Source organism: Niabella agricola (genome assembly GCF_021538615.1).
Taxonomy (GTDB): domain Bacteria; phylum Bacteroidota; class Bacteroidia; order Chitinophagales; family Chitinophagaceae; genus Niabella; species Niabella agricola.
In genome coordinates, this window is the sequence record NZ_JAJHIZ010000003.1 from 3,053,882 (window position 1) to 3,078,542 (window position 24,661).

A 24,661-nucleotide genomic window follows, 5' to 3' on the forward strand; every position below is an offset into this window, starting at 1 on the left:
AAAGCGGATACGCCCTATGCTTCTTGCGGGTTAAATAACTGAGATCGTTAATGGCCTTATGTTGAATGCGCTTTAATCCAGTTTCTTTAAAAGGCGCACCGCATTTTTATGATACAGGTTGTTTAACGGAACGGCCATCGCATATTTTTTAGCCAGTTCCTGGTTGCCGGTTTTGTAGGCGCATAGGGCCGCAAAAAAGTAACTGTCTTCCTGGTAGGCAGAATTACCTTGGATCAATTTTTCAAAAACGGGCAGGGCTGTTTCAGGCTGTTTCGTTTTCAGCAGGCAAACCCCATAATAAAAGGCCGCCATTACATCTTCCGGATTGGCATCAGCTGCTGCTTTTAAATGCGGCAGGGCTGCCTGGTATTGATGGTCGTTAAACAGTTGTCCGCCTTCCTTCCCATGATCTGTAGCACCCCGCACCACCACATTGGGCATAGGTGTTACCGGGTAACGATCGATACCGGCCGGTGTAAATATAAACAACAATAATACGGCGGCTACAGCCACCGCAGCAAATACCAGTTTACGCACGCGGCCTGTACGGGGCGTGGTGATGGCTTCTTCGCGGAAATGCTCCCGGGTAAGCGGCTCCAATGTGGCTCTCAACCGGGATAAGTCTGCTGCAGCAACTTCATGTTTTTGAACAACCGCTTCTGTATACAGCCAGTCTTCATAGGCCTTTTTTGCCTGCGGATCTTGTGCCAGCCGGCGCTCAAAATCGCTGCGTTCCTCCGGAGACAGGGTATCGGAAATATATGCTTCTATCTGTTCGTAAAGGTTCATGACGGGTGACGGTTGTGATTGACTAATTCGATTAATTCAGACATACAGATGGATTTCTTTTTCCGCAGGTAGGCATAGCTTACACCCAATTGTTCCGCCAGCTTCTGCTGCGAATCGCTGAGATAGGAGGCCCGGATGATTTCCCTGCAACGCTCGCTCAGCTGCTCCAGCAGCTCCATTACCAGGGCTTCCTGCTCCAGCTGCTGGGCATGTGCCGATGCGTCCGCGTCTGTGTTGTCCTTCAGGTATTGATATCCATCATCCAGGCTTTTTGTTACCCCCGACCGGGATTTTTTCTTTAGCAGGTTGATCCATTTTCGTTTACATACCAGCAACAGGAAGGCTTCGAAGGGGCAGGTCAGCACAAATTTTCCATCTGCTGAAAGCTTAAAAATGTCGATCAGCGACTCCTGAAAAATATCCCCGCATTCTTCCGTATCAGCCCCTTTCGACTTCAGGTAGGCCGTAATAGGCGGTGCATATTTCCGGTAGATCTCTGAAAGCAGCACTGAGTCATTCTTCCGTAATGCCTCAATATATCGTTGGTCTGTATGCAAGCGTATAAAATTAAAATAGAAAATATATCTGTTGCGGATGCAGCAACCTGTTTGATAAGTCAGCTGCTCCTGAATCTCAAAAATATTGAATATATTTACCATAGCGAACATTTTTGGATGTATAACATTTTTGCAGGAACAGATCCACTGCAAAACATGCTGCTTTGCCTTATAAACCAACAGCACGGGTATGGCAGTGGGCATACACCCGCATTTTCAGGTAACAATTTTTGCAACCGGCTGATCTGCATATATGAGACAATTAAAACGAAGGCCAATATTTCTTTTGACGGCATTACTGTTTACCGTACTTACGGCGCATGCCCAGCTTGAAAAAGCGGCGTTGGCAGATAGCCTGATACAGACTGTTCCGGACAGTAGCGGGCTTCGGTTTTCGGCCCCGCTGCCGGCACTTACGCAGATCCCGGGGGCTCCTGCGCCCTTTTATACCCATTTATGGGATTTTGGCGACGGGCATTTTAGCACCGAAGCATCGCCTGCGCATCGCTACGCTGCGGAAAAGGATTACGATGTATACCTGTATGCTGTCAATAACTATGACGATGGCAAAAAGCCCGAACGGAGGAAAATAAAGGTTTCTGTAAAAGGAAATAATAATGTGGCATCGGTATCAACCGCAGAAAAAGATTTCTTTAAGGCGAACGGTGTTTTTGAGCTAAAGTACAACTGCATGGCCAAGCCCAATGATACCATGGTATTGCTGGCAGGCTGGAGAAATACCGGTACGGAAGAAGACCAGGGAAAACTGTACCTGTTTTTAAATGAAAAGATCTTTGACCAGACCTGTTTCGAAAATGCCGGACCCAATAAGGGGTTTCGCTTTTTTAACAGCGGCGACAGCCTGGTTACCGGGAGCCCGGTGCTGATGGCCGGCCTGGAGCCGGGCAGGCAATTGAAAATTACAGAAAGCGGCAGTCCGCCTTCATCGGTAGTACAGGTGCAGAATGCTGCAGAGGCCACCAATACCTTTTCAAGCACTATGATGCTGTATAAAAATAGCTTTATGATCGAACTGGGAAATACAGCACCCGGGGCGGCTCATTTTGCCCTTGCCGAGTTAAAAGTAACGCCGGAAATGATCAAAGACACCAATGCCACCGTAACCGTTACAGGGGTATATGTTCCAAAGAAAGGAAACCCGGTACTGCACCGTCTTAATATACCGGTAGTGAACTCGCATGATCCGAATAAAATGAATTTGAAAGGAGGGAGGTTAAGCTACCGGTTTTTAAACAAACATAAAGAGCTTACCTATAAAATCCGTTTTCAGAATACCGGTAAAGGACCGGCGCGTAAAATTGCCCTGGATGTTGCAACACCTGCAGCCCTCGATCCGCAAACCGTACAAATCAGGGATCTGTCACCGTTTTGTGCGCCCTGTCAGCCAGGCGCGGAGAAGCGGGGCTGTTGGGAACTGGAAAAGAAAGAGAGTGGCCTGTTATTTACGCTACACGGGATCTACCTGCCCGGCACCAACCAGAAAGGAGTGGAGGATAAAGACAGCACTAAAGGATTTATGGAATTTTCCATTGTAACAAAGAAAAAGCTGGATCCGGTTCCGTTTAAAGCGCGTACCGCTATCTATTTTGATAAAAATGAACCTATATTCACCAACAACGCTACAGGGCGGTTTAAGAAAGGTATCTCACCCATTGTAATGGCGGGTTTTGAAAAAGCGGCGGGCAGGGGAATGATCAGCGATGGTATTGTAACCGGTGTGGGGCTGGCTCCGCTGGCGCCCTACCGGCCTTTTTTCCAGTTTGAACTGTATTATAAACAGGGACTTAAAACCGGTGCCGGGAACTATACAACGGCGCAGAACGGGTTTATAGCAATTGACGGAAAGAAAGAGGTTCCCTATAATAGAATAGATTCTTCCGTGGCGCATACCATTTCACAGATAAAACTGATTCCTCTTCAGCTGCGCCATAATTTCGGAAATTATTTTTCAGCGGGTGCCGGTGTCAGCGTTACTGCTAACCTGGGCGGCCATACAGAAACCGTGGTGACCTATCATGGTGTATCGGCAAACGGAGTAGCCGGACAGATCTATGAACAACCGGGCACTGAAAAAATAAAGTCGTTTTCCAGCATACGCATACAACCCTTTATTGATGTTCAGCTGGGAAAGGTAAAGCTGGGTCCCCAGCTGGGTCTCCGGTATTATTATAACGAAAAAAAGAATGGGTATACCTTCTTTTATGCAGGATGGAGGCTCTAGGTAAACGAAGATCCGGGGAGCATACAAGGTTCCGCATTCCTGAAGCGCCGGCTGCTGCGGTGGCTGATGACCAAATCGTGGCCGGATGTAAAAAGAAATGCAGCACTATTAGACTCCTACATCTGTTACTGACAGCTGCGGCCTCCGTTATTTTTTTTTCCGGCACACCACCGGCAGATGCCCTGGAAAGCCGCTACCGGCAAATGAAAGCGAAAGATGCGCTGGAGGCCTGGGCCGGCTTTCTTTTTGACCGGCTCGACGCCGATCCGGGGCTGGCTGTTAACCGGGAAGAATTTCTGAAAAACGCGTTGTGGAGAGCACCCCGTACCAACGCGGAAAAGCTGGCCTGCTTTCAGTTTTTTATCAATACAGGCTGGCATTTACTGACACAGCGACAGATACCGGCATCTATTACCTGGTACGAGCGGGCTTATGCGTTTTATGAACGCAACAAACAGGATGCGGTACTAAAGGAGGAAATGGATTTTGAGGAATATATTGCCAAACCGCTAGGGAATAATTACACACGGGTGGGCGATTTTTCCAGGGCAGTGTATATCCAGCGCCGGGCCATTGACGAGGCATTGGCTGCGCACCGGAGCGCCATCGTTCCCGGCTTGTATTTAAACCTGGCAACCACGTATTTCCGTATGCATGATGCTGCTGCACTGCGGCATACCATCGCGCTTGGGCTTCAGAGCGCCCGTTCCGGAAGCGCCGATGCCCTGCCACTGTATAATTTACGGGCGGAGGCCTATCTTGAGGCAGGAAGTACCGATAGTGCCGGCATCTGGAATCAGAAAGCACTGCAATTGGGCCGGCAATTCCCGGATGCCTCCACCGCGTTACAAACGACCCTTTTAGCCCGGGCCCGGATACTGAACCTCTCGGGGAAACACCGGGAATCCCTGTATTACCTGGAGGAGATCCGGAAGCAGGTGGCTGCAGATAATATCGAATTAAAGGTGGAAACAGCGATTGAAGCTGGTAATGCCTACCTGCTGATGCAACAGCCGGACAGCGCCATTGCCTGGCATCAGCGGGCATTGGGATATTTCAGAAGAGATGGGCAAGGCCTGTTTCCTGATTTTAAAGTAACCACCGCGCTTTTTGGTGTGGCTACCGCATGGTTATACAAGAACCCGGTGGCAGCTGCCCAATGGTTTGAAAAAGCGGTGCTGAACGATTATTATACAGAGCAGTTATTGCCGGCTTCTCTCAATGCCAGTACGGCTGCCTATGCGAATAAGAAATACTCGGAAACCGCCATTGCGCTGTATCACCAGTTATTTGACCAGCACCAGGATCCGGAATACCTTCTGAAGGCACTCTGGTTAACGGAATTGTCCAAAGGAAGGGTACTGATCAATGAGCAACGGAGAACTGCTTCCTGGAAACAGGACGCATTGCTTTCCAGCAATAAAAAATGGATCGATCAACTGCGCTCCTTATACGTGCTCCTTGCCGAAACTCCGGAAGGAACGTATAAGCAGCAGATCCGGCAAAATATTCAGCGGCTGGAGTTTGAACTGAACCTGAAAGAACGGGAAAGTGTGGCGTTGCTCAAACTACCCTCCTATGAAGTGTTTCGCAAATGGGTGCAAACGGCTGGTCGCAAAAAAATGCTGCTCAGTTATTACCTGGGGGATAGTTACACCTATATCATCCAGGTACAAAACGGGATATTCCGGCACCGGCTGGACACTGCTACTATTGCCCATGTACAGGAAATCGGCGATTTTATGCGTAGGTATTTTTATGCAGGCCCCGCAGCTTTTAACAGCAATCCCCGGGCATATTACAAACAGGCCGCCCAACTGCTGTATACCTGGAATCCCTGGCCGGACGGATCGGCGTCTGCGGTATTGATTTCACCCGACCGGGAACTGCATAACCTGCCATTTGAAGCACTTTGCACCACAGCCGGCGCTCCGGCCTATTGGGGTGCAAATACAGCAATCGGGTATAGTTTTACCTTTTTACAAAATGCCTTTGCCGGTACCGCCGGCAATACCGCCCGGCCTGTAACCGTTTTTAGCTTTGAAAAACCGCACCTGGGGTTTCCCGCCCTTCCACAATCCGCAAAAGAACGTTCTTTCCTGGCCCAGCATTTTGTAATACGGCAGTATGATGCCGCCGGCACGTCCGATGCTGCTTTTATGGCGGCACTCAATACCGGTAATATCATTCACCTGGCATCACACGCCGTGGCAGATCCGGCAGCAAAGCAACCCTACCTGGTTTTAAAAAACAAGCTCTACCTGGGCGAGCTTCAATACATCACTACCCGGTCGCCGCTGGTGGTACTGGCTGCCTGCGAAACAGGTTCTGGTGTGCTGCAGCAGGGAGAAGGCATGCAAAGCCTGGGCCGGATCCTCTTGAGCAAGGGGGTAGACGGTGTGCTGTCTTCGCGTTGGGAGATCGATGACGCAGCGTCCGGCGAACTGATCCGTGAATTTTACCAGGCATTGTCAGCAGAGCCCGACCCGGCAACAGCATTAAAAAAAGCAAGGAGTGCTTACTTGGAAAAGCACCAAAGCGTAGCGGAACAGAACCCGCTGTTTTGGGCGGCCTATTTTTACCAGGGCAATGATACTCCCTTGCTGATCCGGGAAAAACGCAGGACCGCGATCTTGCGCTCCCTACTGTTGATCATTGGCGCTTTGCTCACAACCGCATGGGTACTCCGGCATAAAAAACTGCTGTAACAGAAAGCCACATAGAAGCGCTTCGCCGAAGCTTGCAGGAATGCCGGCTATATTTGCCGATAAGGATACACATCGTATCGGGCCCGGTGCAGATCCGGCTAAACCGGTCGCCCACGAACCCTAAAAGCATCCTCCAATGAGAGCCGCGAACGGATGAATCAGCCCCCCTTTCCCTTTGCCTTATTTTTTTTATTTTTTCCCTGTTCACCGGGTAACAAACGATTCCTGCTGTTGATATACCGGTAGAATCCTCTTTTTAAAATTTAAAAACAATGTTTATGAAAAAGAATATGTTACTCCAGACCCTGATGGTATTATCATTAGCCACCGTTTTTTATGCATGCAAAAAAGACAATACCCCGGTTGATCCGCAAAACACCTATCAGAAAGATGTAGAAAAGATGGTGCGTTTTTTTAAGGATCATGAACCCGCCGTTGAAAAATTTACAGTGGATGCTGCTGCGGGTAGTACCATTATACTGCAGAATGGTACCAAGATCACTTTTGGTCCCAATGCGTTTATTAAGCCCGGCGGAGCTGTTGTCACCGGCAATGTAAACATATCGGCCCGGGTGTTTATCAAGGCCAGTGAAATGATCCTGGGTGATAAGCCTACTTTAACCAGTGATGGGAAGATTCTGGAAACTTTTGGGGAAGCAATGGTTACAGCGGAACAGAACGGACAACAGCTGGCACTGAACCCCCAGCAAAAACCTCCGGGTGTTGTAGCTCCCGTTGGCGTAGCCAATGCAAATGGCGCGAACCGCGATATTGCAATGTGGGATGGCGACACCACGGTATACAATGAAACCAGCGGGTACAACCACGAAAATGTGCTGACCACCATTACCGAATCTTATACCATTAAAAAAGGAATGCAGTGGACACAGATCCCGGGCTCCTTTGGCATGGCCAATGCCGCCACAACCTACTTCCCGCTGGATAACCTGGGCGACTGGCGGAACTGTGATGCGCTCTACGGCATTGCGGCACCCAAAACAACAGTGCTGGGTTACTTCGGTGATAAATTCAACATTAAAACCGGCAATAATTACTCCGGTCAGGATCCCACCGAGTTATTCTTTAAAGTAGCGGGTGTCAATACCATCGTGAAACTGTACAACCCGATCTTTCATCCCATTGCTGGTAAAGAAGGATTGTTAAGCTACCAGAACAGCATACCCATCGGCGCAAACGGAACCTTCCTGGCTATGAGCACAATCAATGGTAAATTTTATGCAGAGATGCGGGATGTAACCATTGCCCCCGATGCCGGGAAAAATTATATGGGCATCAGTTTTAACCTGCAGGAGGTTTCCGAAACACAATTGCTGCAGCTGATCCAGCAAATGAATACAAAATAGAAATCGCCTGAAATCCTGGCAACCTTTCAATAAATACTGTATCTTTTCGGAGGCTGTTTTGACAGCCTCCTTTTTTATAGGACTTTCCGGCGCGTTTCGCTTTGCAACCTGTAAATGCCGGCCGGGCCTGTTAGCGACCAACAATAACTGCATGCCGGCGTAGTCATTGCTGCCGGAGATAAGGGTCTGGTATATGATTCTTTCTGTATATGATGTTTCGGGTCATACGGCGAGATTTCAAGTCCCGCATAGATAAAAAAAAGGTCTTTCTGTAGAAACAGACCGACCTCTAACGATTGCTTGCCATATGAAAAAGTTAATGAATAACTTCTGATACAAAGATAGTCATAATTCATGCCATTTTAATACAGTGTCATTTTTGCAGAATGACATTTACGCCAAAACGTTTAATGAACGCGCTGATTTAATTCGGAAATCGTTGATGCTTAACAATCAGCATTAAAAAAAAATCAATAAAAAAACCAAAAATTTTCAATTTTTGAAAAAAACAGTTGTTAGTTAATTTATTGTTAAGAGAATCCCTTATTTTAGTGTCCGGTAACCATTGAAACAAACTATTATGACCTCTAACGATTGTCTTTGCCAAAAATGAACAAAAGCGGATTTTATAAATTCGCTTTTTTGTTGCCCCTATCTTAGCTCCCGAAAACAAAAAAGGTCCTTCCGTAGAAACGGACTGACCTCTAACGATTGCTTGCCATATGAAAAAACTTAAAAAACTTCATTGTCGTGCTGCCTACAGCTTTTATCTCACTTTTCTTATCCCCTCATTTGTTACACAAAGTTAAGCAGCTTTTACACGTTCCAAAACACAATGTACAGACGGTTCTATCATATTCAATGCATCCGAAATCCGCCGAAAGGCTTATAAACACTGGATTTCATGAAAAAATATACCGGATATCCAAGGCCTGAAAATGGAACGAAAAAACCATTGAAAATTGTATAAATAAAAGCCCAAACAATGGATAAATTCAAAAAGTTTAAAAAAATGTTGGGAAAAAAAAGTTTGAATTCAGAAAATACTGTTATTTTAGTTGCCTGTAGTCAATTAACTTTTTATTAACCGGTATTGAGTTGAAGATTACAGGGTAAATAAAGTTGGTTTTATTTACATGAAGATGACCTCTAAGTTTGATTGCCTCTGACGGTTGCTTTCTTTTTTTCTCCGATGAATACACCGAATAGCCCGCATTATAGATTGTAAAAGATTGGCCGCAGCTTGCCGTGGTTTGTACGATACTGAAAACAAAAAAGGTCCTTCCGTGGAAACGGACTGACCTCTAACGATTGCTTGCCATATGAAAAAACTTAAAAACTTCTTTGTCGTGCTGCCTGCAGCTTTTGTCTCACTTTTCTTATCCCCTCATTTGTTACACAAAGATAGCTGGTTTTTACAGGGCACTCCAAACCAACTATTGAGAGAATATGGTATGCCTAAGCTGTTATAAAAACTTTAAAATGCCCGTCAATACTGGATTACAGCGTATTTTCGCGGGGATGCCCAAGGGCATTTTAGGTGTTTTTAATGTTTTTGAAGGGATAGCATGTAACTTTGTAAGTATGCCGAATAAGCCGGGAGATATTCTGTTTCAGTTGATTAAATCGTTAGAAAAGTCGGAAAAGCGACATTTTAAGCTTTACATTACACGAAGTTCTGGTAATGAGGATCTTAAAGTGATCAAACTGTTTGATGCCCTGGACAAGCTTCAGCAATATGATGAGAAACTGGTATTGAAAAAATTAAAAGATGTAACCAAACCCCAGTTATCTAACCTGAAATCGCATTTATATAAGGAGATACTGGCGGGACTGAGGTTGTTGAAGAGCAGTGAAAGCCTTGATCTTCAATTAAATGAGTTATTTGATTCGGCACATATCCTTTATAAAAAAGGATTGTTTTATCAAAGCCTCCGGGTGATTGATAAAGCGAAGGAAGTGGCCAAACTCAACCAGAAATTCTTTTTTCTGCCGCAGCTGTTATCGCTGGAAAAGCGCATAGAGGCGCTCAACGTTACTGACAGTTTTGTGAGCCGGATGGACGAGCTGGCGGAAGAATCCAATGAGGTGAACACGAAGCTGAATATGATTACACGGTTGTCCAACCTCTCGCTGCAGGTATATGGGTTTTATATTGCCAACGGGCATGCCCGTAATGAGGCGGAGGAAGACAAGGTGAAAAAATTTTTCAAACAAAACCTGCCTTCCGGTTCTGCTCAGCAGGAAGGGTTTTATGAACGGCTTTATTATTATCAAAGTTATACCTGGTTTGCCTTTATACGGCAGGACTTTCTTTTATACTATCGCTATGTCCAAAAATGGGTAGACCTGTTTTATGAAAAGCCCAATATGCAGCGAACGGAAACAGGGCATTTTATCAAAGGCTATCACAATTTGCTGAATGCGCATTTCGACCTGCGGAATTACGAAAAATTCAGCATTGATCTGCAGAAATTCGAGGAGTTCAGCCATACAAAGCGGGTACAAAGCAATGAAAACTTCCGAGTACAGTCCTTTGTATATATTGCCAGTGCCAAGATCAATTACTTCACCATTACCGGGCAAACTGCTGCGGGCTTGAAAGAGGTTCCGTTCATTGAAGAAAAACTGGCCGAATATGCGCTGTTCCTGGACCGGCACCGGGTAATGGTGATCACCTACAAAATAGCGATGCTGTATTTCCTTTCCGGCGATTATAGTACCTGTATTGATTATCTTCAAAAGATCATTAATGATTCGTCCGGCTTGAGAACAGACCTGCAATGCTATGCACGGCTGGTGCATTTACTGGCGCATTACGAGATGGGCAATCTGGAATTAATGGATTCGCTTACCCGCTCGGTATTCCGCTATATGTCCAAGATGAAAAACCTCACGGTGATTGAACAGGAAATATTCCGGTTCTTCCGGGGATCCTTCCGCTTTACCAGCCGGGAGTTGATACCGGAATTTCAGCGGTTCCTGGAGAAGGTAAAACACCTGGAGAAAAACCGGTTCGAAACCCGATCCTTTGCATACCTGGACATTATTTCCTGGCTGGAAAGCAAGGTAGAGCGCAAGCCGATGCGCGTGGTCATCGAACAAAAATTTCTTGAAAGCAAACGCAGCCGGAACGTAGTTCCGGTGCTTGCAGACCAGTAAACGACCGCATCAAACCAGGGGAATTACCCGCCGTTCCCGGCTGCTTTGCAGGGCAGCATCGATCAGCTTCATGGTAAGGATGGCGTCTGTAGCCGGTACCGGGTTGGGGCGGTCATGGCGGAGCGCGTTATAAACATCTTCGTAATAGTCCATATAATTACCCATCTCCGAGCGGGTTTGTTTTCTTACATCCTGTCCATTGATGGTGGTATGCAATACGCCGTCAAATCCTTCAGGTGTTGGAATCCAGTTTTCAATAGAGGGCACTACGCCTTCTTGTAATTTGGTTTCCTGGAGATCAGAGCGCTGCTGCAGGAATGTGCCATTCTCTCCCTGTAAAATAAACGGATAAGGCGACTCCTTGGCAAAAACAGTTCCTTTGATCCGTACGCGGAACGGCCGGGGATAATACAACAGCACTTCAAAGTAGTCGTTTGCTTCCATATTCTTGCGCATGGTGAAGACATCGGCAAAGACCGCCTCGGGAAATCCGAACAGTTGAATGGCCTGGTCGATCAGGTGCGCACCCAGGTCGTGCAGGTTACCGGCACCCGGCTTATTGCCTTCCTTATGATCCTTTCCGCTATGCCCTGTACGGTAGCGGTCATAACGCAGTTCCACTTCCTTCAGTTCACCCAGCATATTTTCAGTAACCACATCCCGGATAGCGCGGAAATCACCATCGTATCGGCGATTTTGATAAACGCTCAGGAAACGGTTCTTTTCTTTGGCCAGCTGGTCTACTGCTGCCGCTTCTGCCGCATTAATCATAAACGGTTTTTCCACTACAATATGTTTGCCTGCTTCCAGCGCCTTAACGGCATATTCAAAATGGGTTTGAACAGGGGTGTTTACGATCACCAGTTCAATTTCCGGATCGGCGATCAGTTCTTCAAAAGAACGGTACAGTCTGGAATCGGGATAGCACTCGCGGGAGTCTTCTTTATGCCGCTCTACAATGGCCCTCAGTTCGTAATGAGGATTGGCATTAATAAACGGGGCATGAAACAGTTTGCCGCTCATGCCAAACGATGCGATTCCCGTGATAATTGGTTGACTCATTGTTTTTTGATTTTATTGCGATACAGGTTTTTGTATATACACTTGTTTGAGCTTGTTGTTGAACCTATACGATACAAGCATTGTACCATTGGTACAGGGCATTGCCGATTCAAACGAAGGTTCAATCACCCAATGGCCTTCCTTGTTAATATAACCATACAGCCTTGCGCTTTTTCCGTTTTTTATGGTGTCGATTGCTGCGGCTGCTACGCCGTCAGAAAAATCACCGGCATCTTTAAACCGGAATCCGATCACGACTTCACCCTTTTTATTAACAAACCCTGTTTTTTGTTCCTGGTTTACGATATAGGCCAGGCCTTCGTGAAAATCGCCTGCATATTCGTAAATCGCCGGTACAAATTCTTCACCTTCCAGGTTGATGAACCCCCATCGGGGGCCTTTTGTCGTTCGAAAAGCACATATACCCTCATGCACATCGCTAAGCACCGCATACCGGTCGGGCACTACAAAGTTCCCCTTTTTATTGATGATGCCAACACCTCCGTTCCGTTCCCGGCCGGCAATGGCATAGCCTTCATTGAACCCGGCAATGCGGTTAAATTCAAGCGGTATTATTACTTCACCTTTTTTGTCAATCACTCCAAACTTCATGTCATCCGAAAGGGCATTGCCGGTATTATACACCACAGCAACATTGTTTTTGAAGGGGGTAAGAATATTGTATTTATTGGTACATGGTAATATTTCCTTTCCATGGGTGTTTATGTATCCCCAAAAACCCTCCCGTTGTACCACTGCCAGCGAATCCGAAAAAGGTTGCGCATCGTTGTAAATCGTATCGATCACCAGCTGCCCTTCCGGGTTGATGTATCCGTATTTTCCGGTAGGCGTATAAATCAGGGCCCTTCCGGTTTCAAAAAAACCAGGATGTTCCGATGCGCGCTTAAACCGAAATGGAAGCAGCAGCCCTTTATCGGTAAGATACCGGTAATAGCCGTCCATCACTACCAGCGCTCTTTGTTCCTGGAATGGATAGGCGGTCTCAAATTCAAGCGCACTGAAGAGCGGCGCATACATCCCGCTGTGTTGTGCAAAAAGCCCGTACGGAAAAAGGGCCCAAAGCCATAATGTATAGCGGAATACTGACAACATATTTTAATTAGAATGTTTACCGCTGCTGCGCCCGGAACCACCGGTCGGGGATTTCATCCTGCGAGGCCAGCAGGTAGTCCTTATAGCTGCAGGGTACCAGCTGATTACCGGGCAATTGCATCCACCAGCGTCCGGTTTTTTTACTTTGGTAAAAAGTGGTTTCTATTTCAGAAAAGATCATCTGGTATTCATTGAAGGCCTCCTTATCGGTAAGTGCTGCTTCTTTTTGCCGGCGGTAGATGCCGTCCAATGCATACCACATCATATGACTGATTTGCTTAGCCGTTAATTCATTCCGGTCTTTCTTTACATCGTACCCATAAATGCCGATGGTGTTTACCGCGGTGCTCATTCCTGCATACTGCATCAGGATACAGGCCTCTTCTCCGTTAAACCCGTTGGGCGTAAGCTGGTTGGCAGGAGCATAGGCATTCGCAATCGCATTAATATCAAAGGAGAACAACTGACTGCTCCGGATGGCTGGTTCAATCTGCTCGATATCTTCTTTTACATGACCTACCCGGTAAAAGTCGAATTTTAATTTGTCGAGGGTTTGAAGCATTCCCGGGTGTACCAGGTAGCTTTGAAAGCCGATATGGTTATAATGCCGGATATAGTTGGGTTCCCCGGTAAGCATCTCCATTAAAAAATGATCGTTGGCAAAAGGCGATTCCATATCCAGATCAATCACGGCATCGACAATGGATGCCTCAATAAGGGTTTGCTGCGTGGCATAAGCGCCATACTGTGCCATGGTAAGATCGTGCGACCCGCCCAGGATTATGACGGTTTTTCCTTCTTCGATCAATGCTGCAATTACGGTTCTCAAGGCGGCTACTGTGTCGGTATATGAAGCACCCTGGCGGATATCACCAATGTCTGCGATCCGGATGCCTTCGTGCCAAAAGAACAGGGAATAAAAATGCCTGCGGATTACATCGGGTGCTGCACTTGGAGCGCCCAGGATACCATTGCCCCGTTGTTCGCCGCAACCCACCAGTACCACATCTGCCTGCTCCAGGTCTGGAAACGACTCCTCATGAAGATCTATGCTGCTGCCCATTTGATTGGGCTTATAACTTTCGTCGCCGGCAATTTCCCGGAGGTTTACTGGTAATAAAAATGCTTCAATATTCATGTGGTCTGACATGCCTGCAAGATAGCATAAACAGGGATACCGCTGATAAAGTTTTTAGGCGGTTTAAAGAAGATGCAGGCATGAGTTGTCCCATATAAAAAAGGAACGCTTATTTTTGGGGCAAAATCAATCACTATGAGGAAACTTTTATTGTTCGCCCTGCTTTTAAACGCCGGGTTTTGTTTGCATGCACAGGATGAAACTGTAAAAAAACTACAGGCCGATTCTGACCGCAAAATTACAAAGGATCCCAATGATACGGCGCAGATGACCTGGAAAACAGGCGGTGTGTTTAATTTGAACATTGCGCAGGGGTCATTGAGCAACTGGTCTGCAGGAGGTGATAAGTTTTCACTGGCACTGAATTCATTGTTGAGTACTTATGCCTTTTATCAAAAAGGAAAGCATCACTGGGACAATACGCTGGATCTGAACCTGGGTTATATGAATACGACATCGCTGGGTACCCGGAAGAACGATGACCGGATCGACCTGGTTTCCAAATACGCCTACGATATTGGTAAAAAATGGGATGTGGGCGCCCTGTTTAATTTCCGTTCGCAGATCCTAAAGGGCTACGACTATACCGACTCCTCAAAAACGCTTACTTCCCAATTCCTCTCTCCCGCTTATGTACTGTTAAGCCCGGGTGTCACCTACAAGCCTACAAAGAATTTTTCCATATTTGTTTCACCGGTAACGGCCCGATGGACGGTTGTAATGAACGATTCGCTTTCGGCACGGGGTGCGTATGGAGTAGATACCGGTAAACATGTGCGAACCGAGTTTGGTGCGTTTGCAACCGTGAACTTTTTCAAAGAGTTTTCCAAATCCATTTCCTTCAAAAGCCGTGCGGATTTTTATTCAAATTACCTGCATAACCCCCAAAATATTGATGTATACTGGACCAACCTGTTAAGCATGAAACTGGGTAAGCTTTTTGCGATCAACTATGCACTGGACCTGATTTATGACGATGACGCCCGGCTTTTTGGTCCCGAAGGCAAATCGGCGCGACCGCAGATACGATCGATGTTGGGAATCGGACTTTCTTATCGCTTTAGCAACAGATAATGGCACAAAAAAAACTGGTACGTTTTGCAGAATTGAACACATTTAATAATGTGTTGCAATTTCCCCAGGATATGAGGGGCAAATGGAAAGCGTATTTTAAAAATGAACAACCCCTTACCCTGGAACTGGCCTGTGGAAAAGGAGAGTATGCGCTTGGATTGGGGCGTCTGCATCCCAACCGGAATTTTGTTGGTGTGGATATCAAGGGCAACCGGTTATGGGCCGGGGCAAAAAAGGCGATCCGGGAAAACCTGGATAACGTAGCTTTTTTGCGGGTGCAGATCGAACAGTTGCATCAATACTTTGCCCCGGGCGAGGTAAGCGAAATCTGGATCACATTTCCCGACCCCCAGCTGCGGTTTTCAAAAGCCAAGAAGCGGCTCACCCATCCTCGGTTCCTGAGGATCTATCAGCAGGTGCTGAAGCCGGAAGGCATTATTCATCTGAAAACAGATAGTCCGAACCTGCACCGGTTCACCAGGGAGGTGCTGGAAATGTATCAATGCCCCGTTCTGAAAGATACAGATGATCTGTATAAAGAAGCGGATCTTACCGAAGAGCTGAAAATAAAGACCTATTATGAGAGCCTGGATATTGCGGAGAGTAACCGGATCCATTACCTGGCCTTTCAGCTGCCACGGGTGCTGGCCGGCGAAGAAAAGGACCGGGAACTAAAGGAGGCGATCCGGTATGAGCTTGACTGAGGGAGAAGATTATTACTTAAATGAAGACGGTAAGATGGTGCTTACAGAAAAGTACCACTTACAACGGGGGTACTGCTGCAGCAATGGTTGCCGGCATTGCCCCTATGACTATGAAAATGTTCCCGAACCAAAAAAAACGCAGTTATTAAATGAGCGTAAAAAAAGGCAGCAGCAACCCGGCAACACTTAAAACCGTACGCCCCTCCGGTAAAACGGACGACAACATTTTTGATCTGATCTATGCCATTGCACGGCAGGTTCCCAGGGGAAGGGTAACCTCCTACGGTGCGATTGCAAAAGCCATTGGCTCCGGTAAATCGGCAAGATTGGTAGGCTGGGCCATGAGCGCCGCCGGAAGGGTAAGGCCCAAGGTGCCGGCGCACCGGGTGGTGAACAGTACCGGTTTGCTTTCCGGAAAACATGCATTTAAAACACCTACCCAGATGCAGGAACTGCTGGAAAAAGAAGGTATAAAAATCAAGAATGACAAGGTGGTGGATTTTAAGACCCGGTTCTGGGACCCGGCATCGGAGCTGATTTAAGCGTCTGGTATAAGAATGATAAATGTCGATATTTAACCTCATAAAAACGTCTTACTTTTAAGACCGTTCCCAACGATAACGATTTCGAGGTCTGTTTACCTTACACGGGTTAAAATACATAAATTCGCTGCTACCTAAACGTGCAGAATAGGAGTGGCTGTTGTTTGCAAAATGATGGCTGCTTATTTTAACGGATTGTTTGACAAATTAATTTTCAGGAATGGCTACAACAAGAAGAGCTTTTATACAGCAGACCACCTTGGCAACAACCGGCGTGGCGCTGAGCGGATTATTTACAAAAGTAAATGCCTCCAGTTACAATCGCATTATGGGCGCAAACGGCAAGGTAAACCTGGCCCATATCGGTATTGGCAACCGGGGTGCAGAGATCATCGGTGATTTTGCAAAAACCAACCTGGCCAATGTAGTAGCGCTTTGTGATGTAGATATGGGTGCCAAACATACCCAGGCCACTATTGCTAAATTTCCCAATGCAACCCGGTTCCAGGATTTCCGGAAGATGTATGATAAAATGGCAAAATCCATCGACGCCGTAACCATTGCGGTTCCTGATTTTGCGCATTTTCCCATAACCGTACATTCCATGGCGCTGGGCAAACATGTGTATGTGGAAAAGCCGATGGCCCGTACGTTTAACGAGGTAGAGCTGATGATCCGGGCTGCAAAAAAGTATCCGAATGTAGTTACGCAAATGGGTAACCAGGGGCATTCTGAAGCCAATTATTTCCAGTTTAAAGCCTGGGTGGAAGCCGGTATTATTAAAGATGTTACCGCCATTACGGCGCATATGAACAGCCCGCGGCGTTGGCATGGCTGGGATCCCAACATAAAAAAATTTCCTGCTGCAGAGCCCATCCCCGAAACGCTTGATTGGGATACCTGGCTTTCGGCGCAGATGTATCACGACTTCAACAAAGATTTTCACTATGGGCAGTGGCGTTGCTGGTACGACTTTGGCATGGGGGCACTGGGCGATTGGGGTGCCCATATCCTGGATACAGCCCACCAGTTCCTGAACCTGGGTTTACCGGAAGAAATAACCCCCCTGAAACTGGAAGGGCATAATGATTATTTTTACCCGATGTCCAGCACGATCGAATTCAAATTTCCGAAACGGAAAAAGATGCCGCCGGTGGTAATCACCTGGTATGATGGCATTAATAATCAACCCAAACTTCCGGAAGGATTTGGTACTTCAGAGCTGGATTCCAGTATTCCTACTGTAAATGGTCAAAAGGCCCAGGCAGTAAAACTGAATCCTGGTAAAGAAATCTACAGTAAAACGCTCACCTTTAAAGGTGGCTCACATGCCAGTACGCTTAGCATCATTCCCTCAGAAAAAGCGAAAGATATGGAATCCAGGCTGCCGGAAGTGCCCAAAAGCCCGTCCAACCATTTTGCCAACTTTTTACTGGCCTGCCAGGGGAAAGAACAAACCCGCTCGCCCTTTGAAATCGCCGGTCCGCTGAGCCAGGTATTTTGCCTGGGGGTAATGGCGCAGCGTCTGAATCAGCCGATCAAATTTGACCGGGCTACAAAAAGGATCACCAACAACAAATTTGCCGATGCCTTTTTAACGGGGGCTCCTCCGCGCAAAGGATGGGAAGATTATTATAAAATATAGCAAATCGGGGGACTACAAGTCCTCCGAGGCATTATGACGACTGGGCATGCCTTAAGTACCAGCCCCAGCAAAAGAAACTGTACTTTTACAGATGCAAACTCAGAAAATGACGGGAAAACCGTTTCTGATGCTGGCCTTTATAGTGTGCTGCGGTCTTTCGGCTGCGGGACAGGTAACCAATACCCCGATAAAAAAAGACAGTGCATATAACCGTGCTCCGGTACCGCCAAAAGCAGCTATTTTCTCCGTAAAGCCCGTAGCGCTTCACTCCGTTTATTATAATCACCTGGGATTTATGTGCCGGCAGGAGTTGAAACTGGAGAAGGCAACCAAAACAAGTTTTCGCTTCCGGCTGGGCAGCGTGGAATATACGGACCGGATGGAAGGTAAAGGGAACGCCATTATCCGTTAAAACGCTGGAAAGGCTCGTTATAAAAATGCGGCCGGCCGGAGTGGGCGGGCAAGTTCAGCATAGTGCAATCTTTGGCAATGAAATAAAGGGCCGGCAACCGCCCCGGTTTATTATTCCTTTACCTGTACCGCCGCCGTTTTTAATGCATTTAAAATAGTTGTTGCTTCCGCAACGGTAAAGTTTCCGAATCCCAGCCGCATGGCACTTAGTTCCCGGGTTTGATACAATAAGAACCGCGGCAACTGTAACCCCTGCGCTGCGCAGGCTTTGCTGATCCGCAGCAAATTCATTCCTTGTTTCCATTGCGTCCAAACGGCAAGCCCTCCGGGAGGAGTGGTAAAGGCAACGCTGTTTCCCAGCACAGTGTCCAGCATCTTGCAAAAATGATTGCGCCGTTCATGATAGATCTTTTGTACTTTCTTTAAATGGCGGTGGATCTCGCCTTCGGCGATCAGTTCACCCAATACCTGTTCCATGATGGTATCGCCCTGGCGATCGATAACGGCCTGTACTTTTTGCATTTCATCAACCAGGCTGCCGGGAGCCACCAAAAAGCCCGACCTGAATCCCGGGGCAAGGGTTTTTCCAAAAGAACCCAGGTATACCACCATGCCCTCGGTATCGGCACTGGCCAGAGGAAGGATGGGGCTGCTTTGATAATGGAAATCGTATTCGTAATCGTCTTCCAGGATGATAAAACCAAAGGTGGCCGACAGTTTTAGTAAGGCCACCCGGCGCTGAGCGCTTAATGTAGCCGTAGTGGGGTAATGATGATGCGGCGTAAGGTACAGCATGCGCACGGGTTGTTTTTTGCAGATGCGTTCTACTGCTTCCACGCTGATCCCGTCCTGGTCTACCGGGATGGTTTTCAATCGTGCCCCCGATTGCTGAAAGGTCATATTCGCGATATAATAACCCGGGTTGCCCACCAGTATGATATCTCCGGGACTGATGAGCGTACGGGCCGATACATACATTCCCATTTCCACACCCCGGGTTACCAGGATGTTCCGGGGTGTAATATGCAAGCCCCGTGTGCTGTTGAGGAAGTTCGAAAGCTGGGTTTTAAAAAATGCGTTGCCGGGCATGGTATTGTATCCAAGATGCTTCCGGTTTACTTTTCGTCGTAAAGCCGCGGTATAATAGCGTGCCAGCTGGTCTGTGGGTGATAACCGGTAGTCCGGCTGTCCATCTGTAAGGGTCAGCGGCTGGCCGGGCAGCTCCTCAGCTACATCCAGGATATTACTTCTGTTGAAATGAAAGCCTGGTTTTGCAGGATATTCCGTCAGCTTTTGCATGTCCAGCTGCTTCTTTCCGCCCTTTCTATGGGTAACGGGTTTGATAAAGCTTCCCTTGTTGGGCATGCTGGTGATCCATCCCTGGGCATCCAGTTCTTCGTAAGCCGCTACCACAGTTTTACGGTGCACTCCCAGCAGTTGGCTCATGACACGGGTGCCCGGTAACTGCTGGCCCCCGGAGAGAAAGCCTCGTTGAATGGCATTGATGACCTGGTGCACGATCTGCAGGTAAACAGCCGTGGAGCTTTGCCGGTCGATGGGCACAATGGTTTTATATGGTAATTGAACCGGACTACTCACTATATACAAACCGGACTATCTGAGTAATCCGGCAAGGTAATAGTTTTGGCCGAAAATCAGGAAAGAAATGCCGGGCATCCGGTTGCAACGGCATCAAAATAAAAACTATGAAATTTGAGAAAATGACAAAAGACATGCAGGATCCAAAGCGGCCGGCCGCCGCAATAAGAGGATACGTACTGTTTTTAACAGCAGGTATAACCCTTATGTTACTGACGCTGGTAAAAACGGCAGGAGCACAGGACACCTTGTTAGACCCCGTTACCGTAACCTCCTCCATAATTGAAAAAAGAAGTTCGGAAACGGGGCGAAATATTACGATTATCAATGGTGCAGCCATTGCCCGGTTGCCGGTGCATTCGGTAGATGAGCTGTTAAAGTACATCCCCGGGGTAGAAGCACAGATGCGTGGACCGCAGGGGGCGCAAACCGATATCTCGGTGCGGGGTGGTACTTTTCAGCAGGTATTGGTTATTTTGGACGGATTGCGGCTGAATGATCCGAATACGGGGCATTTCACGGGCTATATACCCATCAGCCCGGCGGAGATCGACCGGATTGAAGTATTAAAAGGCGCCTCATCGGCTGTTTATGGTTCCGATGCCGTAGGTGGGGTGATCAACATCATCACCAAGGCATTTAATAAGAACCTCCAGGCCCGGCAAAAACAGGCGGCGGCCATGATCAGTGCCGGTGAATATGGCTTGCTGAATGCGAATGCCGGCGGGTTTTATCAGAATGAAAAAATAAATGTTGGGGCCGGCTTTCTCACCAACAACGCAAGCGGCGTACAGCAGCGGGGCATCCGGGGCTATTTCCACAATACGGCAGCGTCTGCGGGGTTGATGGTAAAATTCAATCCTTACTGGAACCTGGCGCTGCGCACGGCTTATGATAACCGGGATTTTGCTGCGCAGAATTTTTACACCACTTATGCGTCGGATACCGCATCAGAAAAGATCAGTTCCTGGTGGAACCAGGCGCGGCTGCAATACCAGAAAGGATCCACACAGGTAAGTGTAGATGCCGGATATAAAACAATGGAGGACCAGTATTTATTTAGTCCTTCATCAGTTGCCAATAATAATCGATCGCACCTGCTGCAGACCCAGCTCATGTTGCAACAACGTTTTTCGGAGCAGACCCATCTTGCGGCCGGGTTTAATTTCCAGAACCGGGATATACGCTCCAACGACCGGGGCGATCATCATTTAAATACTGCGGCTCCCTTTGTTTCGGTCATTCAGAAATTCGGTACGCATTTTATGATCAACCCGTCTTTACGCATGGAAATTTATGGAAGCCTGCCGGCCGAATGGGTGCCCCAGCTGACGGCGTCGTATAAAACAGGTAGCATACAGCTGCGGGCCAGTGGTGGCAAAACGATCCGCAATGCAGATTTTACAGAACTGTACAATAACTATAATAAGGCATCGGTAAAAAGAGGGAGCGTGGGCAACCCAAACCTCGTAGCCGAACGGTCCTGGACTTATGAAGCGGGGGTAGACTGGTTTTGCCGGTCGAACCTGAAACTGTCTACCGGCTTTTTCCAGCGGTTCCATAGTCAGCTGATCGACTGGGTGAATACACCTTATGCGGATATGCCGCGAAAGGATAACCTGGTACCTGGCGGCAATTATGCACTGGCCAAAAATGTGGCGGAGGTAACCACCACCGGATGGGAAACCGATGCCGCCTATGCGCAGCATTGGAATGACCGGCAATCAGTAATGGTAAACGGAGGTTTTATATGGCTGTATAGCCAAAGCAGCGAGGCCAATCCTTCTTTTTATATCTTATCGCATGCGCGGTTCCTGGCCAATGCCACCGTAACGTATCGTCAGGGGCCGGTGTCCATCGGTTTGACAGGGATCTATAAAACGCGCAATCCCCAAACGGAACCCGGCATCAACGCTGCAATTACAAAGGATTATTTTTTAATGAATGGCAAGTTGACCTATGCGTTCTTAAAGAACAGGCTGGGCGTTTTTGTACAGGTAGATAATATACTTAACCGGAAATACAGTGATCTGCTGGGGGCGCTCATGCCCGGCCGCTGGACACAGGGAGGGCTGAGCTTTAGCCTATGAGGTTTTTAAGACCTCGTAGGCTTTGCAGGCATTGAGGATTGTTTCATCCAGCGGGCGATATTCAAAGCCTGGAAGTGTTTTTACCAGTTTTGAGCCGTCAAAAAGCGTTTCGCTATTGGCTACTCTGGCGCTCTCCTTTGTAATGAGCGGTTTTGAACCCGTAAAGAGCGATTTTAGCCGCTCCAGGCGCCAGGCTAGTCCTGAAATAAACGGAGAGGCTTCTCTTGCGGGTTGTTTTTTACCAAAGGCATCGGCCATGGTGTTTAACAGTTTCCGGAAGCGCCAGTTGTCGTTGCATACTACAAAACGCTCTTCTGTAATGGAGGCATTTGCGAGTAGCACCGCTGCTTTGGCTACATCTTCCACATCTGTAAAGCCGTTGATGCCATTGGTGTACCAACCAAATTCTTTGTAAACATTTTTAAAGATAGCGCAGCTGCCTTCATTCCAGTTGCCATAACCCAGGATAGTGGCGGGGTTTAGCACCACGCCCTCAAGGCCCTCCGCAAATCCGCGCCATACTTCAAGCTCCGACCGGAATTTGCTGATTGCGTAGTGGGTATTGTTTTTGTTGTCTTCCCATTTTGCCGTTTCATCTACGGTACTGCTCTCTTTTTTACGGCCCAGCGCAGCCACCGAGCTGATATGAACCAGTCGCCGAACGCCTGTTTGCAGGGCCATATTGACTACGTTCGCTGTGCCTTCAATATTTACATGATACATTTGCCGGCGTTCTTTCTTGGAAAAGGACACAATTGCGGCACTGTGAATAACAGTATTGATACCTTCCATGGCTTCCTCAAGGGAAAGCACGTCCAGGATATCGCCCTCCACCCATTCTACCTTATTGAGTATTTCCGGGTCGATAAAAGAAGGCAGCTGCGATGTGGTTCGTTTTATTGCTCTTACGGAAATCCCTTGCAGTACCAGTGCTTTCAGGATATAGGCGCCTAAAAACCCTGTACCTCCGGTAACCAGTATATGTGCCGTTTCTTGTTTAATTCCTTGACGTTTTGGCGAAAATAGCTATTTATTTTTCAAGAATCCAATTTGCAGCGGCTTCCACATCGGCATCCTTATCTTTTGATGGGGTCACCAGCACATCCGGCATGATACGACCGATATGGGTATTTTTTTTACGGTCTGCGGCATAGGTGGTGGCCAGCGCCAGAGAAGATCCGTCTGAAAGCGGAAACATACTGTTCGCCGTGGTATAGCCCGCAGTGGGTTGTCCAAACAGTTTTGTATGCGCTTGCCCGATAAACGAAATCGTAGTAAACTCTCCGCTGCTGGCAGTCATAGGGCCTATCAGTAAAGCGATCTTATTTTTTCGCTCTTTTATCGTATAAGCCTCCGGTACAACAGCACCTCCACTCCACGCCTTATTCCCCCCACCTGAAAAAAACCAGGGTTTTTTGTTGCGGCCCCGCACAAAATATCCAAGGGTGCCTCTGTTTAAAAACGGACCCAGTCCGGCGATCATCGGATACATGTTGCCGCCTGTGTTTTTGCGCAGGTCAATGATCCATCCGGAAACCGGATTTTCTGTATCCAGTTTTTTTACCAGGTTCTGGATGTTTTGTGCAAATACGGTCATGGCAGAATCGTTCGTGGAGCCAAAGCCCGGAACGGAAATATAGCCGATATTACCTGGCAGCAACCGGCCGGAAGCATCTTCCAGTTTGGCAGCGGGCCGTGTATAGCTTTTTGATGCCGTTACCGACATATGAAAGGAGTGATGATCACCCGCTTTTCGTAACTGCGCCAGCAGGTAATTGATTACCGGTTTTGTATCCTCTGTTGTTTGCAATCCGCGGGAAATTACCTCAACCGTTTCATCGATCTGTTTCCAGTTCAGTGAATCGGAATAAAGCGCATTCTGTTGGATAAGGCCTCTTACCTCTTTTATCAGATCAGCAGCAGGCTTTCCTGCGGCGGCAGAAACTTCTTTAACGGAAAAATCGTCAAACCATGTGGTTCCGGTACCCGATAACAGCCCGCCCAGCACCAGTTTTTTGGCTTCCGGGCGAACGGCAAAGCTGATGGCATATTCTTTCCAGTCATTGGTACCGCTAACCGTCTGTCCCTGCATAGCAAGATTGAAAAAGTCGATCTGTTTGGTATCATTCCATACCTGGCACCAAATGGAGGCATTCGAACTTACCTGGTTGGTTTTGAGCAGGGCGCTGATCGTTATTTTTTTTAACCTGTCAGTGGCAACCGGAACCGTTTGGGAAAAAGATTGGAACGTCTTTTTTTCTGCTTCACTGGAGATGCTGAAGGACCGGGTTCCGGAGTAATAAACGGTTGAATCAACAGCATTGGTAAAGCCTGGCTGAGATTGAACGAACCAGCCGACCGGTTGATTCTTTTCTACGGTTTCAAATCCTCCGTTTTCAACCTGGCAAAAAGCCGGGGCAGCACCGGCAGCCGTAAATAGTGTAATGATCAGGTATTTCAT

Annotated in this window: 19 protein-coding genes; 11 read left to right on the plus strand and 8 right to left on the minus strand. The window is 47.5% G+C overall.

Annotation, left to right across the window (positions count from 1 at the left end; all coding sequences use genetic code 11):
* Positions 1-72: 72 nt before the first annotated feature.
* Complete coding sequence (locus LL912_RS18165) at positions 73-789, minus strand: tetratricopeptide repeat protein (RefSeq protein WP_235555024.1); 717 nt, start codon at positions 787-789, stop codon at positions 73-75.
* Entirely contained in the window at positions 786-1,448 is a 663-nt protein-coding gene (locus LL912_RS18170; protein ID WP_235555025.1) for an RNA polymerase sigma factor, read from the minus strand. The genes LL912_RS18165 and LL912_RS18170 overlap by 4 nt, the downstream gene beginning before the upstream one ends.
* Positions 1,449-1,599: 151 nt before the next feature.
* Here LL912_RS18170 and LL912_RS18175 point away from each other — a divergent pair, with 151 nt between their 5' ends.
* The 4 genes from LL912_RS18175 to LL912_RS18190 all read left to right on the plus strand — a co-directional run bounded on the left by LL912_RS18175 (position 1,600) and on the right by LL912_RS18190 (position 10,822).
* Positions 1,600-3,588 carry a PKD domain-containing protein gene (locus tag LL912_RS18175; RefSeq protein WP_235555026.1) on the plus strand — a complete coding sequence of 663 codons (1,989 nt, stop codon included), beginning with the start codon at positions 1,600-1,602 and terminating at the stop codon, positions 3,586-3,588.
* Entirely contained in the window at positions 3,576-6,296 is a 2,721-nt protein-coding gene (locus tag LL912_RS18180) for a CHAT domain-containing protein (protein WP_235555027.1), read from the plus strand. Before LL912_RS18175 ends, LL912_RS18180 begins: the two co-directional genes overlap by 13 nt.
* 278 nt (positions 6,297-6,574) lie before the next feature.
* Positions 6,575-7,660 (plus strand): hypothetical protein, encoded by a 1,086-nt coding sequence (locus tag LL912_RS18185; RefSeq protein WP_235555028.1) that lies wholly within the window; start codon positions 6,575-6,577, stop codon positions 7,658-7,660.
* A gap of 1,482 nt (positions 7,661-9,142) precedes the next feature.
* Positions 9,143-10,822, plus strand: a complete 1,680-nt coding sequence (locus tag LL912_RS18190) for a hypothetical protein (protein ID WP_406603615.1) — start codon at positions 9,143-9,145, stop codon at positions 10,820-10,822.
* Between the two features lie 9 nt (positions 10,823-10,831).
* Here LL912_RS18190 and LL912_RS18195 read toward each other — a convergent pair whose 3' ends face one another.
* The 3 genes from LL912_RS18195 to LL912_RS18205 are packed head-to-tail and all read right to left on the minus strand — an operon-like array spanning position 10,832 to position 14,147.
* Positions 10,832-11,884 carry a Gfo/Idh/MocA family oxidoreductase gene (locus tag LL912_RS18195; RefSeq protein ID WP_235555029.1) on the minus strand — a complete coding sequence of 351 codons (1,053 nt, stop codon included), beginning with the start codon at positions 11,882-11,884 and terminating at the stop codon, positions 10,832-10,834.
* Between the two features lie 12 nt (positions 11,885-11,896).
* On the minus strand, positions 11,897-12,997 hold the full coding sequence (locus LL912_RS18200) for a WG repeat-containing protein (RefSeq protein WP_235555030.1): 1,101 nt from the start codon (positions 12,995-12,997) through the stop codon (positions 11,897-11,899).
* Positions 12,998-13,013: 16 nt separating this feature from the next.
* Complete coding sequence (locus LL912_RS18205; RefSeq protein WP_235555031.1) at positions 13,014-14,147, minus strand: arginase family protein; 1,134 nt, start codon at positions 14,145-14,147, stop codon at positions 13,014-13,016.
* Positions 14,148-14,270: 123 nt separating this feature from the next.
* On the opposite strand from LL912_RS18205, the gene LL912_RS18210 reads away from it, so the two are divergent.
* The 6 genes from LL912_RS18210 (at position 14,271) to LL912_RS18235 (ending at position 18,512) form a co-directional block, all read left to right on the plus strand.
* On the plus strand, positions 14,271-15,209 hold the full coding sequence (locus tag LL912_RS18210) for a DUF3078 domain-containing protein (RefSeq protein WP_235555032.1): 939 nt from the start codon (positions 14,271-14,273) through the stop codon (positions 15,207-15,209).
* Positions 15,209-15,913: a tRNA (guanosine(46)-N7)-methyltransferase TrmB gene (gene trmB / locus LL912_RS18215; RefSeq protein ID WP_235555033.1), complete on the plus strand. Its 705-nt coding sequence runs from the start codon at positions 15,209-15,211 to the stop codon at positions 15,911-15,913. The genes LL912_RS18210 and trmB overlap by 1 nt, the downstream gene beginning before the upstream one ends.
* Positions 15,914-15,947: 34 nt before the next feature.
* Positions 15,948-16,103 carry a DUF5522 domain-containing protein gene (locus LL912_RS18220; RefSeq protein ID WP_235556532.1) on the plus strand — a complete coding sequence of 52 codons (156 nt, stop codon included), beginning with the start codon at positions 15,948-15,950 and terminating at the stop codon, positions 16,101-16,103.
* On the plus strand, positions 16,063-16,455 hold the full coding sequence (locus LL912_RS18225) for an MGMT family protein (protein WP_235555034.1): 393 nt from the start codon (positions 16,063-16,065) through the stop codon (positions 16,453-16,455). The genes LL912_RS18220 and LL912_RS18225 overlap by 41 nt, the downstream gene beginning before the upstream one ends.
* 220 nt (positions 16,456-16,675) lie before the next feature.
* Positions 16,676-18,100, plus strand: coding sequence for a Gfo/Idh/MocA family oxidoreductase (locus tag LL912_RS18230; protein ID WP_235555035.1), 1,425 nt, complete (start codon positions 16,676-16,678; stop codon positions 18,098-18,100).
* 106 nt (positions 18,101-18,206) lie between these two features.
* Positions 18,207-18,512, plus strand: a complete 306-nt coding sequence (locus LL912_RS18235) for a hypothetical protein (RefSeq protein ID WP_235555036.1) — start codon at positions 18,207-18,209, stop codon at positions 18,510-18,512.
* A gap of 110 nt (positions 18,513-18,622) precedes the next feature.
* On the opposite strand, the gene LL912_RS18240 is transcribed toward LL912_RS18235, so the two are convergent.
* The gene (locus LL912_RS18240) at positions 18,623-20,110 is read right to left on the minus strand and encodes an aminotransferase-like domain-containing protein (RefSeq protein WP_235555037.1); all 1,488 of its coding nucleotides are present in this window, start codon (positions 20,108-20,110) and stop codon (positions 18,623-18,625) included.
* A gap of 107 nt (positions 20,111-20,217) precedes the next feature.
* On the opposite strand from LL912_RS18240, the gene LL912_RS18245 reads away from it, so the two are divergent.
* On the plus strand, positions 20,218-22,200 hold the full coding sequence (locus tag LL912_RS18245; protein ID WP_235555038.1) for a TonB-dependent receptor plug domain-containing protein: 1,983 nt from the start codon (positions 20,218-20,220) through the stop codon (positions 22,198-22,200).
* On the opposite strand, the gene LL912_RS18250 is transcribed toward LL912_RS18245, so the two are convergent.
* Both LL912_RS18250 and LL912_RS18255 read right to left on the minus strand, forming a co-directional pair.
* Positions 22,195-23,202 carry an SDR family NAD(P)-dependent oxidoreductase gene (locus LL912_RS18250; RefSeq protein WP_319941348.1) on the minus strand — a complete coding sequence of 336 codons (1,008 nt, stop codon included), beginning with the start codon at positions 23,200-23,202 and terminating at the stop codon, positions 22,195-22,197. The genes LL912_RS18245 and LL912_RS18250 overlap by 6 nt on opposite strands.
* A gap of 28 nt (positions 23,203-23,230) precedes the next feature.
* Entirely contained in the window at positions 23,231-24,661 is a 1,431-nt protein-coding gene (locus tag LL912_RS18255) for a S41 family peptidase (RefSeq protein WP_235555039.1), read from the minus strand.